The organism is Streptomyces sp. NPDC051315, assembly GCF_044455165.1.
Taxonomy (GTDB): Bacteria; Actinomycetota; Actinomycetes; order Streptomycetales; family Streptomycetaceae; genus Streptomyces.
This window is the reverse complement of sequence record NZ_JBITEN010000018.1, coordinates 164,323-184,857: the sequence shown is the minus strand read 5'-3', so window position 1 is coordinate 184,857 and position 20,535 is coordinate 164,323. Positions and strand designations below refer to the sequence as shown.

The window sequence follows — 20,535 nt, the reverse complement described above, 5'->3', positions numbered from 1 at the left end:
AAACGCCCGGTTACATTCCGAACCCGGAAGCTAAGCCTTACAGCGCCGATGGTACTGCAGGGGGGACCCTGTGGGAGAGTAGGACGCCGCCGAACAAATTTTGAAAGGGTTGGGCCCCGAACTTCGGTTCGGGGCCCAACCCTTTTTTGTCTTTCGTCACTTGGGGTTCATGTTGCGCGCCCAGCATCCAGCGCATGGGTACTGCAGCAATGCTCAGGGCCGCAGGTGTAGGAGTCGGCGACGAGGTCGTCGTGCCGGCCTTCGGGAACGTCGAAGTAGCCGAGGCGGTGACCCTGGCGGGCGCGCTCGCGGTGTTCGCCGATGTGGATCCGGTGACGTACTGCCTCGACGCGGTCGCCGTCGAAGACGCCGTAACTTCGCGGACCGCGGCCGTCGTTGCCGTCCATCGGTTCGGGCGGTCGGCGGACATGGGGCGGTTGCACGAGGTGGGGCAGCGGCATGGGCTGCTGGTGTTGCAGCACGGGGAGTCCGAGGCGCCGTACGACGAGGTCGCGCAGCGCAGGGAGCGGGCCGCCTATCTTGATGCGCGCTTGCGGGGGGTGCGGACGCCCGATGGTGGGGACGGGCACACCTACCAGCAGTACGTCGTGCGGGTACCGGGGAACGGGCGGCCCGACCGGGACGCGTTCGCCCGGGCCCTGCGGGTGCGGGGAGTCGCGTGCCGGGTGCCGGTGCAGACTCCGCTGCACCGGATGCCCGAGTTCCGACGCTGCGTTTCGCTGCCGCAGACCGAGCTGGCCGCAGACGAGACGCTCGCGCTGCCCGTGGACGGGTCTTTGACCAAACGGGACATGCAGCGGATCGTGTCCGCGTGCAACGCGCTCGGAGGACTGCTCCAGCCCGCCCTCTGAAGGAGTTTGGGCTGGGGCTCTGTTCGGGGTATGATCTATTCCGTTGCCGCGAGGGAAACCTCAAAAAGGTGACAGGCCCCTATAGCTCAGTCGGCAGAGCGTCTCCATGGTAAGGAGAAGGTCAACGGTTCGATTCCGTTTGGGGGCTCCGTTAAAAATCCCCCCGCCCAATCGGGCGGGGGGATTTTTTATGCCTTTCCCTCAGGCCACGCGCATCGCCAGGATCGCCATGTCGTCGGACGGGGCGTCCGACGCGAAGCGTTCCACCGCGCGCATGATGCGGGCCGCGACCGCGCCGGCCGTCAGGCCCGTGCACGTCGTGAGGACGTCGGCGAGGCCGTCGTCGCCCAGCATGCGGGTGCCCTCGCGACGCTCGGTGACGCCGTCCGTGACGCAGAGCAGGACATCGCCCGGGTCGAGGGTGACCGTCTGCTCGTAGAGCTCCAGGTCATCCATCACGCCGAGGAGGGGCTGGGGTTCGGCCGCCGCCTCGACCGTGCCGTCCTGGCGCAGACGGAGGGGGAGGGGATGGCCGGCACAGACCACCTTCAGTTCCGCGCTGCCGTCCTCCTGAACCCGCAACTCGCCGTAGAGGAGGGTCAGGAAGCGGCTGCGGGCGCCCTCGTCGAGGATCGCGGAGTTCAGGCGCTCCAGGACCGCCGGGCCGCTGAGGCCCTCCCTCGCCAGCAGCCGCAGGGCGTGGCGGGCGAGACCCGTCACCGCCGCCGCGTTCGGGCCCGTGCCGCAGACGTCGCCGATGGCGAAGCCGTAGGCGCCGTCGCTGATGGGGAAGACGTCGTAGAAGTCGCCGCCGACCTCGTTGCCCTCGCCGGCCGCGCGGTAGATGACCTCGACCTCGACGCCGTCGATCTCGGGCAGCTCCGGGGGCAGGAGGCTGCGCTGGAGGGACTGGCTGATGGCCGTGCGCTCCGAGTAGAGGCGGGCGTTGTCGAGGGCGAGGGCCGCTCGGCGGCTCAGGTCCTCGGCCAGCTCCAGGATTTCCTGGCGGAAGTGCTCGTCGGTGGGCTTGCCGAGGGTCAGCATGCCGATGACGCGGTTACGGGCGACCAGGGGGAGTACGACCGTCTCTCCGCCGACCGCGGAGGCGGTGGCCAGGGTGGGGCCGATGCCCGAGGAGATCTGGTGGCTCGGGCCACCGGTCAGCCCGAGACTGCGCATGGAACTGCGCAGGGCCGCCTCGTGCGCCGCCTCGCCGGGAGCCGACCAGACGCGGGCGCCCGGGGTGGGGACCGGGTCCGGCGGGGAAATCTTCGACAGCAACGACTTGATGCCGTCGATGAGTTCCTCGTCCTCGTGCAGCACGTACGACAGGTATGGGTCGGAGGCCTGGTCGGCGATCGTGTAGACCGCGCACCAGGTGGCGAGGGTGGGGACCGTCATCTGGGCCATCAGGGCCAGGGTCTGGTCGCGGTCGAGCGTGCCGGCGAGGAGGTCGGAGGCCTCGACGAGGAAGCTCAGGGAGCCGCGGCGCAGTCGTTCCAGCTCGCCCAGGCGGGCCGATTCGACGGCCAGCGCGATGCGGTCCGCGGCGAACTGGAGGCGCAGGGCCTCCTCGTTGGAGTATCTGCCGGGGGCTTCCGCCGCGACGCCGAGGGAGCCGGTGAGGCGTCCCTCGACCTTCAGCGGGACCGTGACCACCGAGCGCATGCCGGTGCCGTTGAGCAGCGGTACGGCGCCGGGGACGGCCAGCAGGTCCTCGTGGACGGCCGGCATGCGGGCCGAGCCGTAGCGGCCGGGGCCCGCCTCGACGGGGACCCGGGCGAAGCGCTGGCGGGCGGAGGGCAGGCCGGTGGAGGCGCGGACCTCCAACTCCGTCTCGTCGTCCGTCGCGAGGAGCAGGAACGCCGAGTCGCCGTCGAGCATGTCGCGGGCGCGCTCGACCGTGCGCTGGAGGAGGCCGTCGAGGTCGTCCGGGGCCGGGGAGCCGATGAACACCTCGAAGGGGTCGGTGCTCTGGCCGTCGGCGGCGGAGGTGGTGTCGGAGGACGGGACGCGCGACGGCGTCTGCAGGACCGCCCGTTCGTGGTCGCGGACCAGGAGGCAGACCGTGGAAGGGTCGCCGTGGGTGTCGCGGACGCGCAGGTGGGAGGCGTACACGGGGGTCACGCGGCCGTCCGCGCCGCGGAGGCCGTAGCTGCCCTCCCAGCGGGAGAGCCGGAGTGCCTCGGCGATGCCGGTGCTGGTGCCGGGGGTGTGCGGCCAGGCGGCGAGGTCGGTGAGGGGCTTGCCGGTGACCTGGTCGGCCGGGTAACCGAAGAGTTCCTCGGCGTCCTCGTTCCAGGCCGAGATGGCGCCCGTACGGTCGATCTGGACGACGGCGACGCGGACGCGGCCGTCGGCGAGCGGGAGGAGGTCGGCGGGAAGGGACGGGCCGGCCGCGCGGGTGCCGACCGGGCGCTCGGGGAGGGTGAGGTGGAACCAGACGTTCTTGTGGGTGGGCGTGTAGTCGACGCCCCAGCGTCCGGCGATCGCCGCGCACAGCTGGAGGCCGCGGCCGCCCTCGCGGTCCGGGCTGCCCATGGAGGCGGGGGAGCCCTGGAGGGGGATCTCCCGCTCGGGGTAGCGGTCGGCGACCTCGATGCGTACGCCGTCGTCGGTGCGCAGGCACAGGAGCTCGGCGTGGGTGCCCGCGTGGACGACCGCGTTCGTCACCAGTTCACTGGTGAGGACGACGGCGTCGTCCACGATGTCGGCGAACCCCCAGCCCTGGAGGGTGTCGCGGACGAAGGAGCGGGCGGTCGCGACCGATCGCCCGACGGGCTCGAAGCTGGCGGCCGCGCGCGCGGTGATCACAGAACTCCTCGGCCGGTTGTCGACGTGCTGAACTCCCCGGCCGTCCTGCTCGTGCCGCTGCTGCGGCAGGGCGCTCGTCGGCCGGGGGTCCGGGGGCTGTTCCCCAGGGATCAGTCCGGTGGTCATGTGTGCGGCCGCCCTCCGATGCCCGCTCGTGCTCGTGCCACCGCCCAGACCGGACGGGCCGGCGCGGCTGGACAGCCGCATGCAAGGTTACTTACCTTCCCCGTCCGTACGGATGCCGGTCAGCAGTGTTTCCGCCCCCCGGGTGTGCGGACCGTGTGTGCGTGCTGCCGAACTGTTATGGCCTGGTTCGGCGAGGGTGAAACACTGGGCAAGCTTCTTGTGAAGGTCGGGCAGACTGGGTGTCTTCTGTGTACGGCGGGCAGCAGCCCCTTGGGCCTGCCTGATTTCATCGGGCAGTAGGACGGTCGATCCCTGCGGGAGGGACAAGTGGAGTCTGGCGCAGCGACGCGGGGCACTAAGACGCGCGCGAAAGGCGGACAGTCCCTGAACAGGCAGGGCACACCACGAAGCGGTACCACCACGGTGGACACGGCGGCCCTGAACCGGCTGCTGGCGGCCCTGGTGTCGATGCGGGACGGCAACTTCCGCAAGCGGCTCACGGTGTCCGGCGACGGCGTGATGTCGGAGATCGCGGCGGTCTTCAACGAGGTGGCCGACCGCAATCTCCACCTGACGGGTGAGCTGTCGCGGGTGCGGCGCATGGTCGGCCGTGAGGGAAAACTCACGGAGCGGCTGGAGACGGGCGCCTGCGAGGGGTCGTGGGCGACCGCCATCGACAACTCGAACGCGCTGGTCGACGACCTGGTACGCCCTGTCTCCGAGGTCGGGCGGGTGCTGTCGGCGGTGGCCGAGGGTGATCTGTCGCCGCGCATGGAGCTGCGGACGCACACGCCGGAGGGGGCGGGGCATCCGCTGCGCGGGGAGTTCCTGAAGGTCGGGCGGACGGTGAACAACCTGGTCGACCAGTTGTCGACGTTCACCGACGAGGTCACGCGGGTGGCCAGCGAGGTGGGGACCGAGGGCAAGCTGGGCGGTCAGGCCCAGGTGCGCGGTATGTCGGGTTCGTGGAAGGACCTGACCGAGTCCGTCAACACGATGGCGGAGCGGCTGACGGCGCAGGTGCGCGACATCGCGCTGGTGACGACCGCGGTGGCCAAGGGCGATCTGTCACGCAAGGTCACCGTGCACGTCGAAGGCGAGATGCTGGAGCTGAAGAACACCGTCAACACGATGGTGGACCAGCTCTCGGCGTTCTCGTCCGAGGTGACGCGGGTGGCCCGTGAGGTGGGCACCGAGGGCATCCTGGGCGGGCAGGCGCAGGTGTCCGGCGTCGACGGGGTGTGGAAAGAACTGACCGATTCCGTGAACACCATGGCCGGCAACCTCACGGCCCAGGTGCGCGGGATCGCGGAGGTCACGACGGCGGTCGCCAACGGTGATCTGTCGCGGAAGGTGACCGTCCCGGCGCGTGGTGAGGTCGCGCAGCTCGCCGAGACGATCAACCAGATGACCGAGACGCTGCGGATCTTCGCGGACGAGGTCACCCGGGTGGCCAACGAGGTCGGTGGCGAGGGGCGGCTCGGCGGCCAGGCGAACGTGCCGGGTGCGGCGGGGACGTGGAAGGACCTCACCGATTCGGTGAACACCGTCTTCCGCAATCTGACCACGCAGGTGCGGGACATCGCCGCGGTGACGACGGCCGTGGCCAACGGTGATCTGTCGCAGAAGGTCACGGTGGACGTGGCCGGCGAGATGCTGGAGCTGAAGAACACCGTCAACGGGATGGTCGACCAGCTGTCGGCCTTCGGTGCCGAGGTCACGCGAGTGGCGCGGGAGATCGGTGTCGAGGGTGAGCTGGGCGGTCAGGCACAGGTGTCGGGCGCGGCCGGGACGTGGAAGGACCTGACGGACTCCGTCAACACGGCGTTCCGGAATCTCACCGGACAGGTGAGGAACATCGCGCAGGTCACCACGGCCGTGGCCAACGGTGACCTGTCGCAGAAGGTCACCGTCGACGTGTCCGGCGAGATGGCCCAGCTGAAGAACACCGTGAACACGATGGTGGACCAGCTGTCGTCCTTCGCCGACCAGGTGACGCGGATGGCCCGGGACGTGGGCACGGAGGGCCGGCTCGGCGGTCAGGCCCGGGTGGACGGCGTGTCGGGCACGTGGAAGGAACTGACCGACTCCGTCAACTTCATGGCCGGCAACCTCACCTCTCAGGTGCGGCAGATCGCCCAGGTGACGACGGCGGTCGCGCGGGGTGACCTGTCGCAGAAGATCGACGTGGACGCGCGCGGGGAGATCCTGGAGCTGAAGAACACCATCAACACGATGGTGGACCAGCTCTCCGCCTTCGCCGACCAGGTGACGCGGGTCGCGCGTGAGGTGGGTACGGACGGGCGGCTCGGCGGTCAGGCGCAGGTGCCCGGTGTCGCCGGTGTGTGGCGGGACCTGACGGACTCGGTGAACGGCATGGCCGGCAACCTCACCGCCCAGGTGCGCAACATCGCGCAGGTCGCCACCGCGGTGGCCCGGGGTGACCTGTCGCAGAAGATCACCGTGGACGCGCGCGGGGAGATCCTGGAGCTGAAGAACACCCTGAACACGATGGTGGACCAGCTGTCGTCGTTCGCCCAGGAGGTCACGCGGGTGGCGCGTGAGGTGGGTACGGAGGGCATCCTCGGCGGTCAGGCCGAGGTGCAGGGTGTCTCCGGCACCTGGAAGGACCTCACGCAGTCGGTGAACTTCATGGCGAACAACCTGACCATCCAGGTGCGTCAGATCGCCGAGGTCACCACCGCGGTCGCCAAGGGCGACCTGTCCAAGAAGATCACCGTCGACGCCAAGGGCGAGATCCTCGAGCTGGTCACCACCGTCAACACGATGGTGGACCAGCTGTCCTCCTTCGCCGAGCAGGTGACCCGGGTGGCCCGCGAGGTGGGCACCGAGGGCATCCTGGGCGGTCAGGCGCACGTGCCGGGTGTCACGGGCATCTGGAAGGACCTCAACGACAACGTCAACCTGATGGCGAAGAACCTCACCGTTCAGGTGAGGAACATCTCCCAGGTCGCCGCGGCCGTGGCCAACGGTGACCTGACGCGGACGGTGACGATCGAGGCACGCGGCGAGGTCGCGCAGCTGGCGGACACCTTCAACACGATGGTGAAGACGCTGAGTTCGTTCGCCGACCAGGTCACCAAGGTGGCCCGTGAGGTGGGGACCGACGGCATCCTGGGCGGTCAGGCGCACGTGCCGGGTGTGGCCGGTACGTGGAAGGACCTCACCGAGTCGGTGAACCAGATGGCGTCCAACCTGACCGGCCAGGTGCGCAACATCGCCATGGTCACGACGGCGATCGCCAAGGGTGACCTGACGAAGAAGATCGACATCGACGCGCGCGGGGAGATCCTCGAGCTGAAGACGACCATCAACACGATGGTCGACCAGCTGTCGTCCTTCGCCGAGGAGGTCACCCGGGTCGCCCGCGAGGTGGGCACCGAGGGGCAGCTCGGCGGCCAGGCACGCGTGCGTGACGTCGACGGCACCTGGCGCGACCTCACCGAGTCGGTGAACGAGATGGCCGGGAACCTGACCCGGCAGGTGCGTGCCATCGCGCGTGTGGCGACCGCCGTGACCCGCGGCGACCTGAACCTGAAGATCGACGTGGACGCGTCCGGGGAGATCCAGGAACTTCAGGACTACATCAACAAGATGATCGCCAACCTGCGCGACACCACGATCGCCAACAAGGAGCAGGACTGGCTCAAGGGCAACCTCGCGCGCGTGTCCGCGTTGATGCAGGGGCGGCGGGACCTGGAGGACGTGGCCTCGCTCATCATGAGCGAGCTGCCGCCCCTGGTGGCCGCGCAGCACGGCGCGTTCTTCCTGGCGATGCCGCCGGCCGACGGCATCGGCGACCAGTACGAGCTGCGGATGCTGGGCTCGTACGGCTATTCGATGGGGTCCATGCCGACGTCGTTCCGGCCGGGTGAGGCGCTCGTCGGGACGGCCGCGGAGGAGAAGCGGACGATTCTCGTCTCGAACGCGCCGAGCGGCTACCTGAAGATCTCCTCCGGGCTCGGTGAGGCGCCGCCCGCGCAGGTGATCGTGCTGCCGGTGCTGTTCGAGGGCAAGGTGCTCGGGGTGATCGAGCTGGCGTCGTTCACCCCGTTCACGCAGATCCAGAAGGACTTCCTCAACCAGCTCGCCGAGATGATCGCGACGAGCGTCAACACGATCTCCGTCAACACCAAGACCGAGCAGCTGCTGAAGCAGTCGCAGGAGCTGACCGAGCAACTGCGGGAGCGGTCTGCGGAGTTGGAGCAGCGGCAGAAGGCCCTGCAGGCGTCCAACGCCGAGCTGGAGGAGAAGGCCGAGCTGCTGGCCCGGCAGAACCGCGACATCGAGGTGAAGAACACCGAGATCGAGGAGGCGCGGCAGGTTCTGGAGGAGCGTGCCGAGCAGCTCGCGGTGTCGATGCGGTACAAGAGCGAGTTCCTCGCCAACATGTCGCACGAGCTGCGTACGCCGCTCAACTCGCTGCTGATCCTGGCCAAGCTGCTCGCCGACAACGCCGAGGGCAACCTGTCTCCGAAGCAGGTCGAGTTCGCCGAGACCATCCACGGCGCCGGGTCGGACCTGCTCCAGCTGATCAACGACATCCTGGACCTGTCGAAGGTCGAGGCGGGCAAGATGGACGTCTCCCCGACGCGTATCGCGCTCGTCCAGCTCGTCGACTACGTGGAGGCCACCTTCCGGCCGCTGACCGCGGAGAAGGGCCTCGACCTGTCGGTGCGGGTGTCGCCGGAGCTTCCGGCCACGCTGCACACCGACGAGCAGCGGCTGCTCCAGGTGCTGCGCAACCTGCTGTCCAACGCGGTGAAGTTCACCGATTCGGGGTCGGTCGAGCTGGTGATCCGGCCGGCCGGGGCGGAGGCGCCGGTGGCGATCCGGGAGCAGTTGCTGGAGGCCGGTTCGCTGGCCGATCCGGACGCGCCGCTGATCGCGTTCTCGGTGACCGACACGGGTATCGGGATCGCGGCCAGCAAGATGCGGGTGATCTTCGAGGCGTTCAAGCAGGCGGACGGCACCACCAGCCGCAAGTACGGCGGTACGGGGCTGGGGCTGTCCATCTCGCGGGAGATCGCGCAGTTGCTGGGCGGTGAGATCCACGCGCAGAGCGAGCCGGGGCGCGGATCGACGTTCACGCTGTACCTGCCGCTGCACCCGAGCGAGCTGCCGCCGCAGGGCTACCAGCAGATCGTGCCCGCGCTGGAGGCCGGGGACCTGGTGGCCTCCGAGAACGGGTCGGCCGAGTTGTCGGAGCTGTCCGACGTGGAGATCCAGACGCCGGCCGAGGTGAAGTCGTACCAGGAGACGCAGAACGGTCCCGCCGCGCTCTTCCGGCGCCGGCGGCGCTCCGTGGCCGGTGGGGAGCCGCAGGTCGGGCATCCGGACCAGTGGGCGCCCGTGGGGCACGAGGCGGCGGCGCAGGTGCAGCGGGTGATCCGGTTCGGCGGTGAGAAGGTGCTGATCGTCGACGACGACATCCGCAACGTCTTCGCGTTGACCAGCGTCCTGGAGCAGCACGGGTTGTCGGTGCTGTACGCGGAGAACGGCCGCGAGGGCATCGAGGTCCTGGAGCAGCACGACGACGTGGCGGTCGTGCTGATGGACATCATGATGCCGGAGATGGACGGGTACGCGACGACGACGGCGATCCGCCGGATGCCGCAGTTCTCGGGGCTGCCGATCATCGCGCTGACCGCGAAGGCGATGAAGGGCGACCGGGAGAAGGCGATCGAGTCGGGTGCCTCCGACTACGTGACGAAGCCGGTCGACCCCGATCACCTGTTGGCGGTGATGGAGCAGTGGATGCGGGAGGAGTGACGGACGCCACCCGAGGACGGGAGAAGTCGCGGACTCGGGGTGGTGGAGGCCGTGTAGCGGGGCGGGATCCGGGGAACCTTCTGGTCTCGTGCCGCGTTCCTGCTACGTGCACAGTGACATCACGGTGACAGGGTGTGGCGACGGTCGGGGTGCGGCTACCATGACCGGCACAAGGAAGGGCGGCGCAAAGGAGTCGTCCCCAGGGGCGGCGCCCGGTGCACTGCCGGGGCGAGGAGGGCGGGCCATGGTGCAGAAGGCCAAGATCCTCCTGGTCGATGACCGGCCGGAGAATCTGCTGGCGCTGGAGGCGATCCTCTCTGCGCTCGATCAGACGCTGGTGCGGGCATCGTCCGGGGAAGAGGCGCTCAAGGCACTGCTGACGGACGACTTCGCGGTCATTCTGCTGGACGTCCAGATGCCGGGAATGGACGGTTTCGAAACGGCCGCTCACATCAAGCGGCGAGAACGGACGCGGGACATCCCGATCATCTTCCTCACGGCGATCAACCACGGTCCCCACCACACGTTCCGCGGGTACGCGGCGGGCGCGGTGGACTACATCTCCAAGCCGTTCGACCCGTGGGTGCTGCGCGCGAAGGTCTCCGTCTTCGTCGAGCTGTACATGAAGAACTGTCAGCTGCGGGAGCAGGCGGCACTGCTGCGGCTGCAGTTGGAGGGCGGTGGCGGCAAGGCGGCCGGCGGCGCCAAGGAGTCGGCCGGGTTGCTGGCCGAGCTGTCCGCGCGGCTCGCGGCCGTCGAGGAGCAGGCCGAGGCCCTGTCCAAGCAGCTCGACGACGAGTCGGCGGACGCGGCGGCGGTGGCCACGGCGGCGCACCTGGAGCGCAAGCTCACCGGTCTGCGCCGGGCGCTGGACGCGCTGGAGCCCGGCACCGGCGGCAGCGGTCCCGCCTCGGTGCCGTCGCAGAACTGACGCGTGCGGCGCGGGCGGTTGTGCGTGAGCGGCCGTCAGGCGGGGGCGGACGAGCGGCGGTCCTGGACGGCGGTCTTGTCGCGCGGGTACGGACGGCAGCCGGGAGAGAGCCCGCGTCAGCCGCCGGTGGGGGCGCGTCAGTTCCGCGCCTCTGCGACTGCGACACGAACGGGTGAAGCAGTGGGCACACGTGTCCGCCGGGGTCTCCCCCGGTAACCTCACACCTATGGCCTCACGTCCCTCCGCAGCCAAGAAGCAGCCCGCCAGGAAGGCGGCTGCTCCCGCGAAGGCTCCGGCGAAGAAGGCCGCCGCGAAAAGGGCCCCGGTGAAGAAGGCGCCCCCCAGGAAGGCCGCGGCCAAGAAGCCCGCACCCAAACCGGCGCCGAGTCCCACCGGGGGCGTCTACCGGCTCGTACGCGCCGTCTGGCTGGGCCTGGCGCACGCCGTGGGCGCGGTGTTCCGCGGCATAGGAAACGGCGCCAAGAACCTCGACCCCGCCCATCGCAAGGACGGCGTCGCGCTGTTGCTGCTGGGCATCGCGCTGATCGTCGCCGCGGGGACCTGGGCCGATCTGCGCGGCCCCGTCGGTGAGCTCGTCGAGATCCTGGTGACCGGCGCCTTCGGCCGCCTCGACCTGCTCGTGCCGATCCTGCTCGCGGTCATCGCCGTGCGCTTCATCCGGCACCCCGAGAAGCCCGAGGCCAACGGCCGCATCGTGATCGGCCTGTCCGCTCTCGTCATCGGCGTCCTCGGCCAGGTGCACGTCGCCTGCGGCTCGCCCGCCCGCGGTGACGGCATGCAGGCGATAAGGGACGCCGGCGGTCTCATCGGCTGGAGCGCCGCGACCCCGCTGACTTACGCCATGGGTGAGGTCCTCGCCGTACCGCTGCTCGTGCTGCTCACCGTGTTCGGGCTGCTCGTCGTCACGGCCACGCCCGTCAACGCCATTCCGCAGCGGCTGCGGCAGCTCGGGGTGCGTCTGGGGGTGCTGCACGATCCCAGGGCGGACGGGTACGACGAGTTCGCGGACGACGACGCGCGTTACGACGAGCAGTGGCGCGAGGCGCTGCCCGCGCGCCCCCGTCGGCGCTCGAGCGCCCCGCAGGCGTACGACGCCGACGGCGCCGAGGAGGAGGCCCTCACCCGGCGGCGCGGCCGGCCCCGGCGTTCGGCGGTGCCGCAGCCCGCGATGGACCGGCAGCCGGACGCCGTGGACATCGCCGCGGCCGCCGCGGCCGACCTCGACGGCGCCGTGCTGCACGGCATGCCGCCGTCGCCGATCGTCGCCGACCTGACCCAGGGCGTGAGCGCCGGCGACCGTGAGCCCACCACGCCGACACCCGTCCCGGTTCCGGCCGCGCGCCCCGAGCGGGAGAAGCCGAAGGCCGGGGTGGTGCCCGACCTGACGAAGTCCGCCCCCGAGGCGCCGCGCGAGCTGCCGTCGCGCGCCGAGCAGCTCCGGCTGTCCGGCGACATCACCTACGCGCTGCCGTCGCTCGACCTCCTCACACGCGGGGGGCCCGGCAAGTCGCGCAGCGCGGCCAACGACGCCGTCGTCGCCTCGCTGACGAACGTCTTCACCGAGTTCAAGGTCGACGCCGCCGTCACCGGCTTCACCCGGGGTCCCACGGTCACGCGTTACGAGGTCGCACTCGGCCCCGCCGTGAAGGTCGAGCGGATCACCGCGCTGACGAAGAACATCGCGTACGCCGTCGCCAGCCCCGACGTGCGGATCATCAGCCCGATTCCCGGCAAGTCGGCGGTCGGTATCGAGATTCCGAACACCGACCGTGAGATGGTCAACCTCGGTGACGTGCTCCGTCTCGCGGAGTCCGCGGAGGACGACGACCCGATGCTGGTCGCCTTCGGCAAGGACGTCGAGGGCGGGTACGTCATGCACTCGCTGGCGAAGATGCCGCACATGCTGGTCGCCGGCGCCACCGGCTCCGGCAAGTCGTCCTGCATCAACTGCCTGATCACCTCGGTCATGATGCGGGCGACGCCCGAGGACGTCCGGATGATCCTCGTCGACCCCAAGCGCGTCGAGCTGACCGCCTACGAGGGCATCCCGCACCTGATCACGCCGATCATCACCAACCCCAAGCGGGCCGCCGAGGCGCTCCAGTGGGTCGTACGGGAGATGGACCTCCGGTACGACGACCTGGCGGCGTACGGGTACCGGCACATCGACGACTTCAACCGTGCCGTGCGCGAGGGGAAGGTCAAGCCGCCCGAGGGCAGCGAGCGCGAGCTCCAGCCGTACCCGTACCTGCTGGTGATCGTCGACGAGCTGGCCGACCTGATGATGGTCGCGCCGCGGGACGTCGAGGACGCGATCGTGCGGATCACCCAGCTCGCGCGCGCGGCCGGCATCCACCTGGTGCTCGCCACGCAGCGGCCGTCGGTCGACGTCGTCACCGGTCTGATCAAGGCCAACGTGCCGTCGCGGCTCGCCTTCGCCACGTCGTCGCTCGCGGACTCGCGGGTCATCCTCGACCAGCCCGGTGCCGAGAAGCTGATCGGAAAGGGTGACGGGCTGTTCCTGCCGATGGGCGCGAACAAGCCGACCCGTATGCAGGGCGCGTTCGTGACCGAGGCCGAGGTCGCGGCGGTCGTGCAGCACTGCAAGGACCAGATGGCGCCCGTCTTCCGGGACGACGTCACCGTGGGCACCAAGCAGAAGAAGGAGATCGACGAGGACATCGGCGACGACCTCGATCTGCTGTGCCAGGCGGCCGAGCTGGTCGTCTCCACGCAGTTCGGGTCCACGTCCATGCTGCAGCGCAAACTGCGGGTCGGTTTCGCCAAGGCGGGGCGGCTGATGGACCTCATGGAGTCGCGGAACATCGTCGGACCGAGCGAGGGGTCCAAAGCACGTGACGTTCTCGTGAAGCCCGACGAGTTGGACGGCGTGCTCGCGGTGATCCGCGGGGAGGCTGAAGGATAGACGTTTCTCCATGGGGACGGCGGGTGTCCGTGACTCACCCGTTAGAGAGCGACGGGCAACCGTTTCCCTGCGGCGTACGTCAAGTTGAGCGAAAGGACAGGTGCGGGTCCCATCCTGGGCCGCGTACCTGTCCCGTCATCGGTGTGTCCGGCCATTCCGATGGCGTACAAAGCCCTATCGCCCGGTTGCCCCTCCCTTTCGTACCCCCCCTAGACTGAACCTCCAGCACAGGTGGCTACACGCTCGAAAGGCGCCCCCGTGTCCATCGGCAACTCCCCTGAAGACGAGCGTCCGTTCGAAGACGTCTCCGAGGAAGCCCGCCCCCCCATCGGCCGAGCCCTGCAGCAGGCGCGCATCGCGGCAGGGCTGACCGTCGACGACGTCAGTTCCGCCACCCGGGTCCGCATCGCCATCATCCACGCCATCGAGTCGGACGACTTCGCCGCCTGCGGCGGGGACGTCTACGCGCGGGGGCACATCCGGACCCTGGCCAGGGCCGTCCACCTCGACCCCGCCCCGCTGATCGAGCAGTTCGACGCCACCCACGGCGGCCGCCCGGCACCGACGCCGGCCGCACCCTTGTTCGAGGCGGAACGCATCCGCCCCGAGCGGCGCGGGCCGAACTGGACCGCGGCCATGGTCGCCGCGATCGTCGCCGTGGTCGGGTTCGTCGGCTTCACCGCGTTCAAGGGTGGCGGGGGCACGCAGGACGTCGCCGACGGCACCGCCCCGACGACCAGCGCGCCCGCCACGCCCACCCCGAAGAGTGACAACACGGCCGACGAGACGCCCGAGCCCTCCGACAGCGCCATCGCCGCCGCGCCCCAGGACAAGGTGACCGTCCAGGTCAGCGCCACCGACGGCAAGAGCTGGATCTCCGCCAAGGACCACAGCGGCCGACTGCTCTTCGACGGTCTGCTCAAGCAGGGCGACTCCAAGACCTTCCAGGACAGCGAGAAGATCAACCTCGTCCTCGGTGACGCGGGCGCGATCCAGCTGTACGTGAACGGCAAGAAGATCGAGGACGACTGGCAGCCGGGTGCCGTGGAGCGGCTGACGTACACGAAGGGTGACCCGCAGGCCGGGTGAGCGGGGCGTGCCGTGATGCGGACGGGGCCGGCGGAGATCACCGGCCCCGTCGGCACGAAGATCGCCAACCCGTCGACGTGGGGTGTCAGCCGGACGAAGTAGTCTTGAGCCCATGCCTGAACGCCGTACCGTCGCACTCGTCACCCTTGGCTGCGCCCGTAACGAGGTGGACTCGGAGGAGCTCGCAGGCCGTTTGGAGGCGGACGGCTGGCAGCTCGTGGAGGACGCCGCGGACGCGGACGTCGCCGTCGTCAACACCTGCGGATTCGTCGACGCCGCCAAGAAGGACTCCGTCGACGCCCTCCTCGAGGCCAACGATCTCAAGGGCCATGGCAGAACCCAGGCCGTCGTGGCGGTGGGCTGCATGGCCGAGCGGTACGGCAAGGACCTCGCCGAGGCCCTCCCGGAGGCCGACGGCGTGCTCGGCTTCGACGACTACGCCGACATCTCCGACCGTCTGCAGACGATCCTGTCCGGCGGCATCCACGCCGCCCACACCCCGCGCGACCGGCGCAAACTGCTGCCGATCAGCCCGGCGCAGCGGCAGGAGTCGGCCGCCGACGTCGCGCTGCCCGGGCACGGCCCGGCGGACCTCCCCGACGGCCTCGCCCCGGCGTCCGGGCCCCGCGCGCCGCTGCGCCGCCGCCTCGACGGTGCCCCGGTCGCCTCCGTCAAGCTCGCCTCCGGTTGCGACCGGCGCTGCACCTTCTGCGCCATCCCGTCCTTCCGCGGCTCCTTCATCTCCCGCCGCCCGAGCGACGTGCTGAACGAGACGCGGTGGCTGGCCGACCAGGGCGTCAAGGAGATCATGCTGGTCTCCGAGAACAACACCTCCTACGGCAAGGACCTCGGTGACATCCGGCTGCTGGAGTCGCTGCTGCCCGAGCTGGCCGAGGTCGACGGCATCGAGCGGGTGCGCGTCAGCTACCTCCAGCCGGCCGAGATGCGTCCCGGCCTGATCGACGTGCTGACCTCCACCCCGAAGGTCGCCCCCTACTTCGACCTGTCCTTCCAGCACTCCGCGCCCGACGTGCTGCGCGCCATGCGCCGCTTCGGCGACACCGACCGGTTCCTGGAACTGCTCGACACCATCCGGAGCAAGGCGCCCGAGGCCGGCGTGCGCTCCAACTTCATCGTCGGTTTCCCCGGCGAGTCCGAGGCCGACCTGGCCGAGCTCGAGCGGTTCCTGAACCACGCGCGGCTCGACGCCATCGGCGTCTTCGGCTACTCCGACGAGGAGGGCACCGAGGCCGCGACGTACGACAACAAGCTCGACGAGGATGTCGTCGCCGAACGGCTGGCGCGCGTTTCGCGGCTCGCCGAGGAACTCGTCTCGCAGCGGGCCGAGGAGCGACTCGGGGAGACCGTGCGCGTGCTCGTCGAGTCGGTGGACGACGAGGGCGTGTACGGCCGCGGGGCGCACCAGGCGCCGGAGACGGACGGCCAGGTGCTCCTCACGTCGGGCGAAGGACTGAGCGTCGGTCGTATGGTCGAGGCGAAGGTGGTCGGCACGGAAGGTGTCGACCTCGTGGCCGAGCCCCTCCAGGGCTCGATCGGGTGTAGTGAGGAGGCGGGCAGATGACGGGTGTCCCGGCATCGGCCGCGGGCGGCTCCTCGCAGGCGAAGGATGCCGCGGCTCCTTCCGGCGCGTCCGCCGCCGACGACTCCTCGGGTGTCGTGAAGGTGCCGCGGGGCGGCAAGCTGGCGGCCGCGGCCGTCAACCAGGCGAGTGTCTGGAACGTCGCCAATCTGCTGACGATGCTCCGGCTGATCCTGGTGCCCGGCTTCGTCGCGCTGATGCTGGCCGACGGCGGCTATGACCCGGCGTGGCGTGCGCTCGCCTGGGCGGCCTTCGCCGTCGCCATGATCACCGACCTGTTCGACGGTCATCTGGCGCGGACGTACAACCTCGTCACCGACTTCGGGAAGATCGCCGACCCCATCGCCGACAAGGCGATCATGGGAGCGGCCCTGATCTGCCTCTCCGCGCTCGGCGACCTGCCGTGGTGGGTGACGGGCGTGATCCTCGGCCGGGAACTCGGGATCACGCTGCTGCGTTTTCTCGTCATCCGGTACGGCGTCATCCCGGCGAGCCGGGGCGGCAAGCTCAAGACGCTCACCCAGGGCGTGGCCGTCGGAATGTACATCCTGGCGCTGACGGGGTGGCTGGCCACCCTGAGGTTCTGGGTGATGGCCGCGGCGGTCGTGCTGACCGTGGTGACCGGGCTCGACTATGTGAGACAGGCCATTGTGCTGCGCCGGCAGGGAATCGCCGAGCGCAGGGCCGCGTCGGAGGAGACGGAAGCGTGAGCTCCCCGGCTGACGACGTGGTGCGACTACTCACGGTGAGGGGCGAGACGCTCGCTGTCGCCGAGTCGCTCACCGGTGGTCTGGTCGCGGCGGAGATCACATCGGTCCCCGGCGCGTCCAAGGCCTTCCGGGGGTCGGTCACGGCGTATGCCACCGTGCTCAAACAGGAACTGCTCGGGGTCGACGCCGACCTGCTGGCCGCTCGGGGAGCCGTGGATCCGCAGGTCGCGGGCCAGATGGCGGCGGGCGTGCGCAAGGCTCTGGGTGCCGACTGGGGCATCGCGACGACCGGCGTCGCGGGCCCGGACCCCCAGGACGGGCAGCCCGTCGGCACGGTCTTCGTGGCCGTGGACGGGCCGAGCCGGTCCGACTCCGGTTCCGCCTCTGGCGGAAAAGTGGAGGCCCTGCGGTTGAACGGCGGCCGCGCGGAAATTCGTAGAGAGAGTGTACGGAGCGTACTCGCAGTGCTCCTGAGGGAGCTTGCGGACGAACAGACCGGGAATGAGCGGGCACAGGATACGGAACAGAACGGGGGGTTTTGATGTTTGCAGCCCTGAGTGAACACGACATCGCTCCCCGCACGGCCGCGGCGCAAGGCGGTACGGTGGGGCGAGAAGGATGCGGCTACGCGGTCCGAGGAGGGAGCCACCGATGATTCTGCTCCGTCGCCTGCTGGGTGACGTGCTGCGTCGGCAGCGCCAACGCCAGGGCCGTACTCTGCGCGAAGTCTCCTCGTCCGCCCGAGTCTCACTCGGCTATCTCTCCGAGGTGGAGCGGGGGCAGAAGGAGGCTTCCTCCGAGCTGCTCGCCGCCATCTGCGACGCGCTGGACGTACGGATGTCCGAGCTCATGCGGGAAGTGAGCGACGAGCTCGCCCTCGCCGAGCTGGCCCAGTCTGCTGCGGCCACCCCCAGTCAGCCTGTGCCCACGCCGGTTCGCCCGATGCTGGGTTCCGTGTCGGTGACCGGTGTGCCGCCGGAGCGGGTGACCATCAAGGCGCCCGCCGAGGCGGTGGACGTGGTCGCCGCGTGATGTGCCCCTGGGTGGGTGTGTCCATCGGCGAGTGCGTGTGAAGGCGCACAGCCCGCCGTACGCGTAGGGCGTACGGCATGTGAGGCCCCGGCCGGGGCTTCTCCGGGAGATCCGGAGAGGTGCGGTCGGGGTTTTTGCGTGTCCGGGTGAGGTGGCCGGGCGGGTGGGGTGACCGTGCGGGGGAGGCGGCTGTGTGGGTGGGGTGGCTGTGCTGGGGTGGGTTGAGAGGCGAGCCCGGGGATTCGGGTGGTGCGGGGGCTTTCGGGTGCGTTTGCCGGGTTCGGGTGCGGCGGTCATCGTGAAGGGGCACGACGGAGTCGACCAACCCGGAGGTACGGATGTACGTCGTCAAGAGCCCACTGTCCGACCCCGCTCTGGAGACCGTCTCCGAGGCGTTGCAGGGTGCGCTGGTCGACATGATCGACCTGGCGCTCGTCGCCAAGCAGGTCCACTGGAACGTCGTCGGGCCGCGCTTCCGGACCGTCCACCTCCAGCTCGACGAGGTCGTGGCCAGTGCGCGGACGCACTCCGACACCGTGGCGGAGCGTGCCTCGGCGCTGGGCGTGCCTCCGGACGGGCGTGCGGCGACGGTGGCCGCCGGGAGCGGCATCGACGCGGTGTCCGAAGGGTGGGTCAAGGACACGGACGCGGTCGGGGCGCTGGTGGCGGCGCTGGGTGCGGTGATCACCCGGATGCGGGAACGGGTGGGGGCCACCGAGGACGCGGATCCCGTCACCCAGGACCTCTTCATCGGGATCACCGCCGATCTGGCGAAGCATCACTGGATGTTCCAGGCGGAGAACGGGTGAGGCGTGCGGCGCCGCCGACGCGCCGGTGCGTGCGCCGGTGGCGCGCCCTGCCGGTGGTGCGAGCGGCCGTCTAGCGTCATGCCGGGTCGGTGGAGCGGCTCACGGGCGGCGGGCTGGAGGTGACGGCCGTGGCGGGGCGGACAGTGCGCCGGGGGGCCGTGCTGGGGCTCGGGGTGCTGTGGTGGTGGGCCGTGGTGCGGATCGCCGTGGCGCCCGACGCCGGGGTGCTGGAGGGGGCGGTGGCCGCCGGAGGGTGGGGGCTGAGCCTGCTGCCGGTGCACTGTGTGGCCAAGGCGCGTGCGGTGGGGGCGGTCGCTGAGGGGCGGTGGGTGGCGGCCTGGCGGGGTGAGGGTGGGGGTGTGGCTGGTGCGGGGGAGAGTGGGGGTATCAGTGGTGCTGGTGCTGAGGATGTTCGGGGTTCTGGCCGGGTTAATGGTGGTGTTGGAGGGGAGGGGTGCGCTGGTGTCGGTGAGGCTGGAGGGGAATGTGAGGCCTGAGGGTGCGACTGGGGTGGAGCGGCGGTTGGGCTGGTGGGTCGATGGTGGGGCCTGGCATGCGCGGTCGGATGCGTCTTGAGGGCTGGAGTGGGTGGTGGGTGGGTGGTGGGTGGATGGTGGTGCTCGGGTGTGATGGAGACCCGCTGGGCCGACCGGGGGCGTGAGAGGGCGCCGATCAGGACTCCACCGCCCGGCACACCTGGGTGCGATCGGTGACGTCGAGGTGATGGGTGTGGGCCGTGCCGCCCCGGTCCTTGATCAGGTTCGCCGTCTCGTGCAGTCCCTGCGCGTCACGGTCCGCGCCGTGCACGGTGGCACCGGCCTCGGCCAGCAGGACGGCGCAGGCGCGGTCTGTGCCGCTCGCGGCGCCGGTGACGAATGCGGTGCGTCCGGGGAGGTCGTACGCCTTCACGGCCATGAGGGGACGGTACGAGCGTTTCTGACGGTCCGTCAATTGACGGGGTGGGAGCGGACGCGGCGCGTGGGTGGGGAGCCGGGGGCCGGGGTGGGGCCCGTCTGGCAGGCGGGGCACCAGTACGTCGGGCGGTCGCGCGAGCCGTCGCCCTGGTCGGCGACCCGGATGCGGGTCCCGCAGCGCAGGCAGGGGCGGGGCGCGCGGCCGTAGACGAAGAGGTCCGGGCCGCGACCCCCCGTCGTGCGGCGGATGGGGCGGTCGCGGTTGACCTCCAGGAGCTTCTTGGCGAGGGCGGGCAGCTTCGCCGCGCGGTCGGCGGGGAGGGCTCCTACGGGCAGCCACGGGGTGGCGCCGAGGAGGAAGCAGAGCTCGCTCTTGTAGACGTTGCCGATGCCGGCGAGATTGCCCTGGTCGAGGAGGGCCTCGCCGAGGGGCCGGGCGGGGTCCGCGAGGAGGTTGGCGAGGGCCTGCTGGGGGTCCCAGTCGGGGCCCAGGAGGTCGGGGCCGAGGTGGCCGACGGCTCGGTCCTCGTCGGCGGTGCGCAGGAGTTCGAGGACGGGGAGGCGGTAGCCGACGGCCGTGCGGTCGTGGGCGCCGAGGACGGCACGGATCTGGTGCGCCGGACCGCCGGTCCAGCGCTGGTCGTTCGCGAACACCTTCCAGGACCCGTCCATCCGCAGGTGGGAGTGGAGCGTCAGGCCGCCGTCGATGCGGGTGAGGAGGTGCTTGCCGCGCGAAGTGACGTCCAGGACGGTGCGGCCGGTGAGGTCGGCGGTGGCGTACTGGGGCACGCGCAGGTCGAAGCGGGTCAGCACCTTGCCCGCGAGGGCGGTGTGCAGCCGCCTCGCGGCCTGCCAGACCGTGTCACCTTCGGGCATGGGTCAAGGGTGGCACGGGGTG

The 20,535-nt window shown here is 70.3% G+C and carries 13 protein-coding genes, 1 tRNA gene, 1 rRNA gene and 1 pseudogene; 13 read left to right on the top strand and 3 right to left on the bottom strand.

Annotation, left to right across the window (positions count from 1 at the left end):
- From rrf to ACIBBD_RS30180, 3 genes are all read left to right on the top strand, one after another.
- A 5S ribosomal RNA gene (rrf, locus tag ACIBBD_RS30190) occupies positions 1-95 on the top strand; the annotation flags it as partial.
- A gap of 114 nt (positions 96-209) precedes the next feature.
- Positions 210-872 (top strand): DegT/DnrJ/EryC1/StrS family aminotransferase, encoded by a 663-nt coding sequence (locus ACIBBD_RS30185; RefSeq protein ID WP_399422734.1) that lies wholly within the window; start codon positions 210-212, stop codon positions 870-872.
- A gap of 75 nt (positions 873-947) precedes the next feature.
- A tRNA-Thr gene (locus tag ACIBBD_RS30180) sits at positions 948-1,020 on the top strand.
- Between the two features lie 53 nt (positions 1,021-1,073).
- Here the strand turns inward: ACIBBD_RS30180 and ACIBBD_RS30175 are convergent.
- Positions 1,074-3,812 carry a SpoIIE family protein phosphatase gene (locus ACIBBD_RS30175; protein ID WP_399422725.1) on the bottom strand — a complete coding sequence of 913 codons (2,739 nt, stop codon included), beginning with the start codon at positions 3,810-3,812 and terminating at the stop codon, positions 1,074-1,076.
- 327 nt (positions 3,813-4,139) lie between these two features.
- Here ACIBBD_RS30175 and ACIBBD_RS30170 point away from each other — a divergent pair, with 327 nt between their 5' ends.
- The 10 genes from ACIBBD_RS30170 (at position 4,140) to ACIBBD_RS30125 (ending at position 19,220) form a co-directional block, all read left to right on the top strand.
- Positions 4,140-9,605 carry a HAMP domain-containing protein gene (locus tag ACIBBD_RS30170; RefSeq protein WP_399422724.1) on the top strand — a complete coding sequence of 1,822 codons (5,466 nt, stop codon included), beginning with the start codon at positions 4,140-4,142 and terminating at the stop codon, positions 9,603-9,605.
- A gap of 244 nt (positions 9,606-9,849) precedes the next feature.
- Positions 9,850-10,536 carry a two-component system response regulator gene (locus ACIBBD_RS30165; protein WP_399422723.1) on the top strand — a complete coding sequence of 229 codons (687 nt, stop codon included), beginning with the start codon at positions 9,850-9,852 and terminating at the stop codon, positions 10,534-10,536.
- Positions 10,537-10,762: 226 nt separating this feature from the next.
- The gene (locus ACIBBD_RS30160) at positions 10,763-13,483 is read left to right on the top strand and encodes a DNA translocase FtsK (protein WP_399422722.1); all 2,721 of its coding nucleotides are present in this window, start codon (positions 10,763-10,765) and stop codon (positions 13,481-13,483) included.
- A gap of 258 nt (positions 13,484-13,741) precedes the next feature.
- Entirely contained in the window at positions 13,742-14,572 is an 831-nt protein-coding gene (locus ACIBBD_RS30155; RefSeq protein ID WP_399422721.1) for a helix-turn-helix domain-containing protein, read from the top strand.
- A 112-nt stretch (positions 14,573-14,684) separates the two neighbouring features.
- Positions 14,685-16,154 carry a 30S ribosomal protein S12 methylthiotransferase RimO gene (rimO, locus tag ACIBBD_RS30150; RefSeq protein ID WP_399422720.1) on the top strand — a complete coding sequence of 490 codons (1,470 nt, stop codon included), beginning with the start codon at positions 14,685-14,687 and terminating at the stop codon, positions 16,152-16,154.
- On the top strand, positions 16,151-16,882 hold the full coding sequence (gene pgsA / locus ACIBBD_RS30145; protein ID WP_399422719.1) for a CDP-diacylglycerol--glycerol-3-phosphate 3-phosphatidyltransferase: 732 nt from the start codon (positions 16,151-16,153) through the stop codon (positions 16,880-16,882). The genes rimO and pgsA overlap by 4 nt, the downstream gene beginning before the upstream one ends.
- Positions 16,879-17,424 carry a CinA family protein gene (locus tag ACIBBD_RS30140; RefSeq protein ID WP_399422718.1) on the top strand — a complete coding sequence of 182 codons (546 nt, stop codon included), beginning with the start codon at positions 16,879-16,881 and terminating at the stop codon, positions 17,422-17,424. The genes pgsA and ACIBBD_RS30140 overlap by 4 nt, the downstream gene beginning before the upstream one ends.
- Positions 17,425-17,533: 109 nt before the next feature.
- Positions 17,534-17,914 (top strand): helix-turn-helix domain-containing protein, encoded by a 381-nt coding sequence (locus ACIBBD_RS30135; RefSeq protein ID WP_399422717.1) that lies wholly within the window; start codon positions 17,534-17,536, stop codon positions 17,912-17,914.
- Between the two features lie 338 nt (positions 17,915-18,252).
- A complete protein-coding gene (locus tag ACIBBD_RS30130; RefSeq protein ID WP_399422716.1) occupies positions 18,253-18,723 on the top strand; it encodes a Dps family protein in 471 nt (156 codons plus the stop codon).
- Positions 18,724-18,851: 128 nt separating this feature from the next.
- Positions 18,852-19,220, top strand: coding sequence for a hypothetical protein (locus ACIBBD_RS30125; protein ID WP_399422733.1), 369 nt, complete (start codon positions 18,852-18,854; stop codon positions 19,218-19,220).
- Between the two features lie 178 nt (positions 19,221-19,398).
- Here the strand turns inward: ACIBBD_RS30125 and ACIBBD_RS30120 are convergent.
- Together ACIBBD_RS30120 and ACIBBD_RS30115 are read right to left on the bottom strand one after the other, a co-directional pair.
- Positions 19,399-19,638: pseudogene (locus ACIBBD_RS30120) on the bottom strand (SDR family NAD(P)-dependent oxidoreductase); the annotation flags it as partial.
- 32 nt (positions 19,639-19,670) lie between these two features.
- Positions 19,671-20,513: an Fpg/Nei family DNA glycosylase gene (locus tag ACIBBD_RS30115; protein ID WP_399422715.1), complete on the bottom strand. Its 843-nt coding sequence runs from the start codon at positions 20,511-20,513 to the stop codon at positions 19,671-19,673.
- Between the last annotated feature and the right edge of the window lie 22 nt (positions 20,514-20,535).

What these genes read in the sequence shown, in the direction of transcription:
- ACIBBD_RS30135 (WP_399422717.1), top strand. Translation starts at nt 17,534, where the DNA reads ATGATTCTGCTCCGTCGCCTGCTGGGTGACGTGCTGCGTCGGCAGCGC.
- ACIBBD_RS30115 (WP_399422715.1), bottom strand. Translation starts at nt 20,513, where the DNA reads ATGCCCGAAGGTGACACGGTCTGGCAGGCCGCGAGGCGGCTGCACACC.
- ACIBBD_RS30160 (WP_399422722.1), top strand. Translation starts at nt 10,763, where the DNA reads ATGGCCTCACGTCCCTCCGCAGCCAAGAAGCAGCCCGCCAGGAAGGCG.
- pgsA (WP_399422719.1), top strand. Translation starts at nt 16,151, where the DNA reads ATGACGGGTGTCCCGGCATCGGCCGCGGGCGGCTCCTCGCAGGCGAAG.
- rimO (WP_399422720.1), top strand. Translation starts at nt 14,685, where the DNA reads ATGCCTGAACGCCGTACCGTCGCACTCGTCACCCTTGGCTGCGCCCGT.
- ACIBBD_RS30175 (WP_399422725.1), bottom strand. Translation starts at nt 3,812, where the DNA reads ATGACCACCGGACTGATCCCTGGGGAACAGCCCCCGGACCCCCGGCCG.
- ACIBBD_RS30185 (WP_399422734.1), top strand. Translation starts at nt 210, where the DNA reads ATGCTCAGGGCCGCAGGTGTAGGAGTCGGCGACGAGGTCGTCGTGCCG.
- ACIBBD_RS30130 (WP_399422716.1), top strand. Translation starts at nt 18,253, where the DNA reads ATGTACGTCGTCAAGAGCCCACTGTCCGACCCCGCTCTGGAGACCGTC.
- ACIBBD_RS30165 (WP_399422723.1), top strand. Translation starts at nt 9,850, where the DNA reads ATGGTGCAGAAGGCCAAGATCCTCCTGGTCGATGACCGGCCGGAGAAT.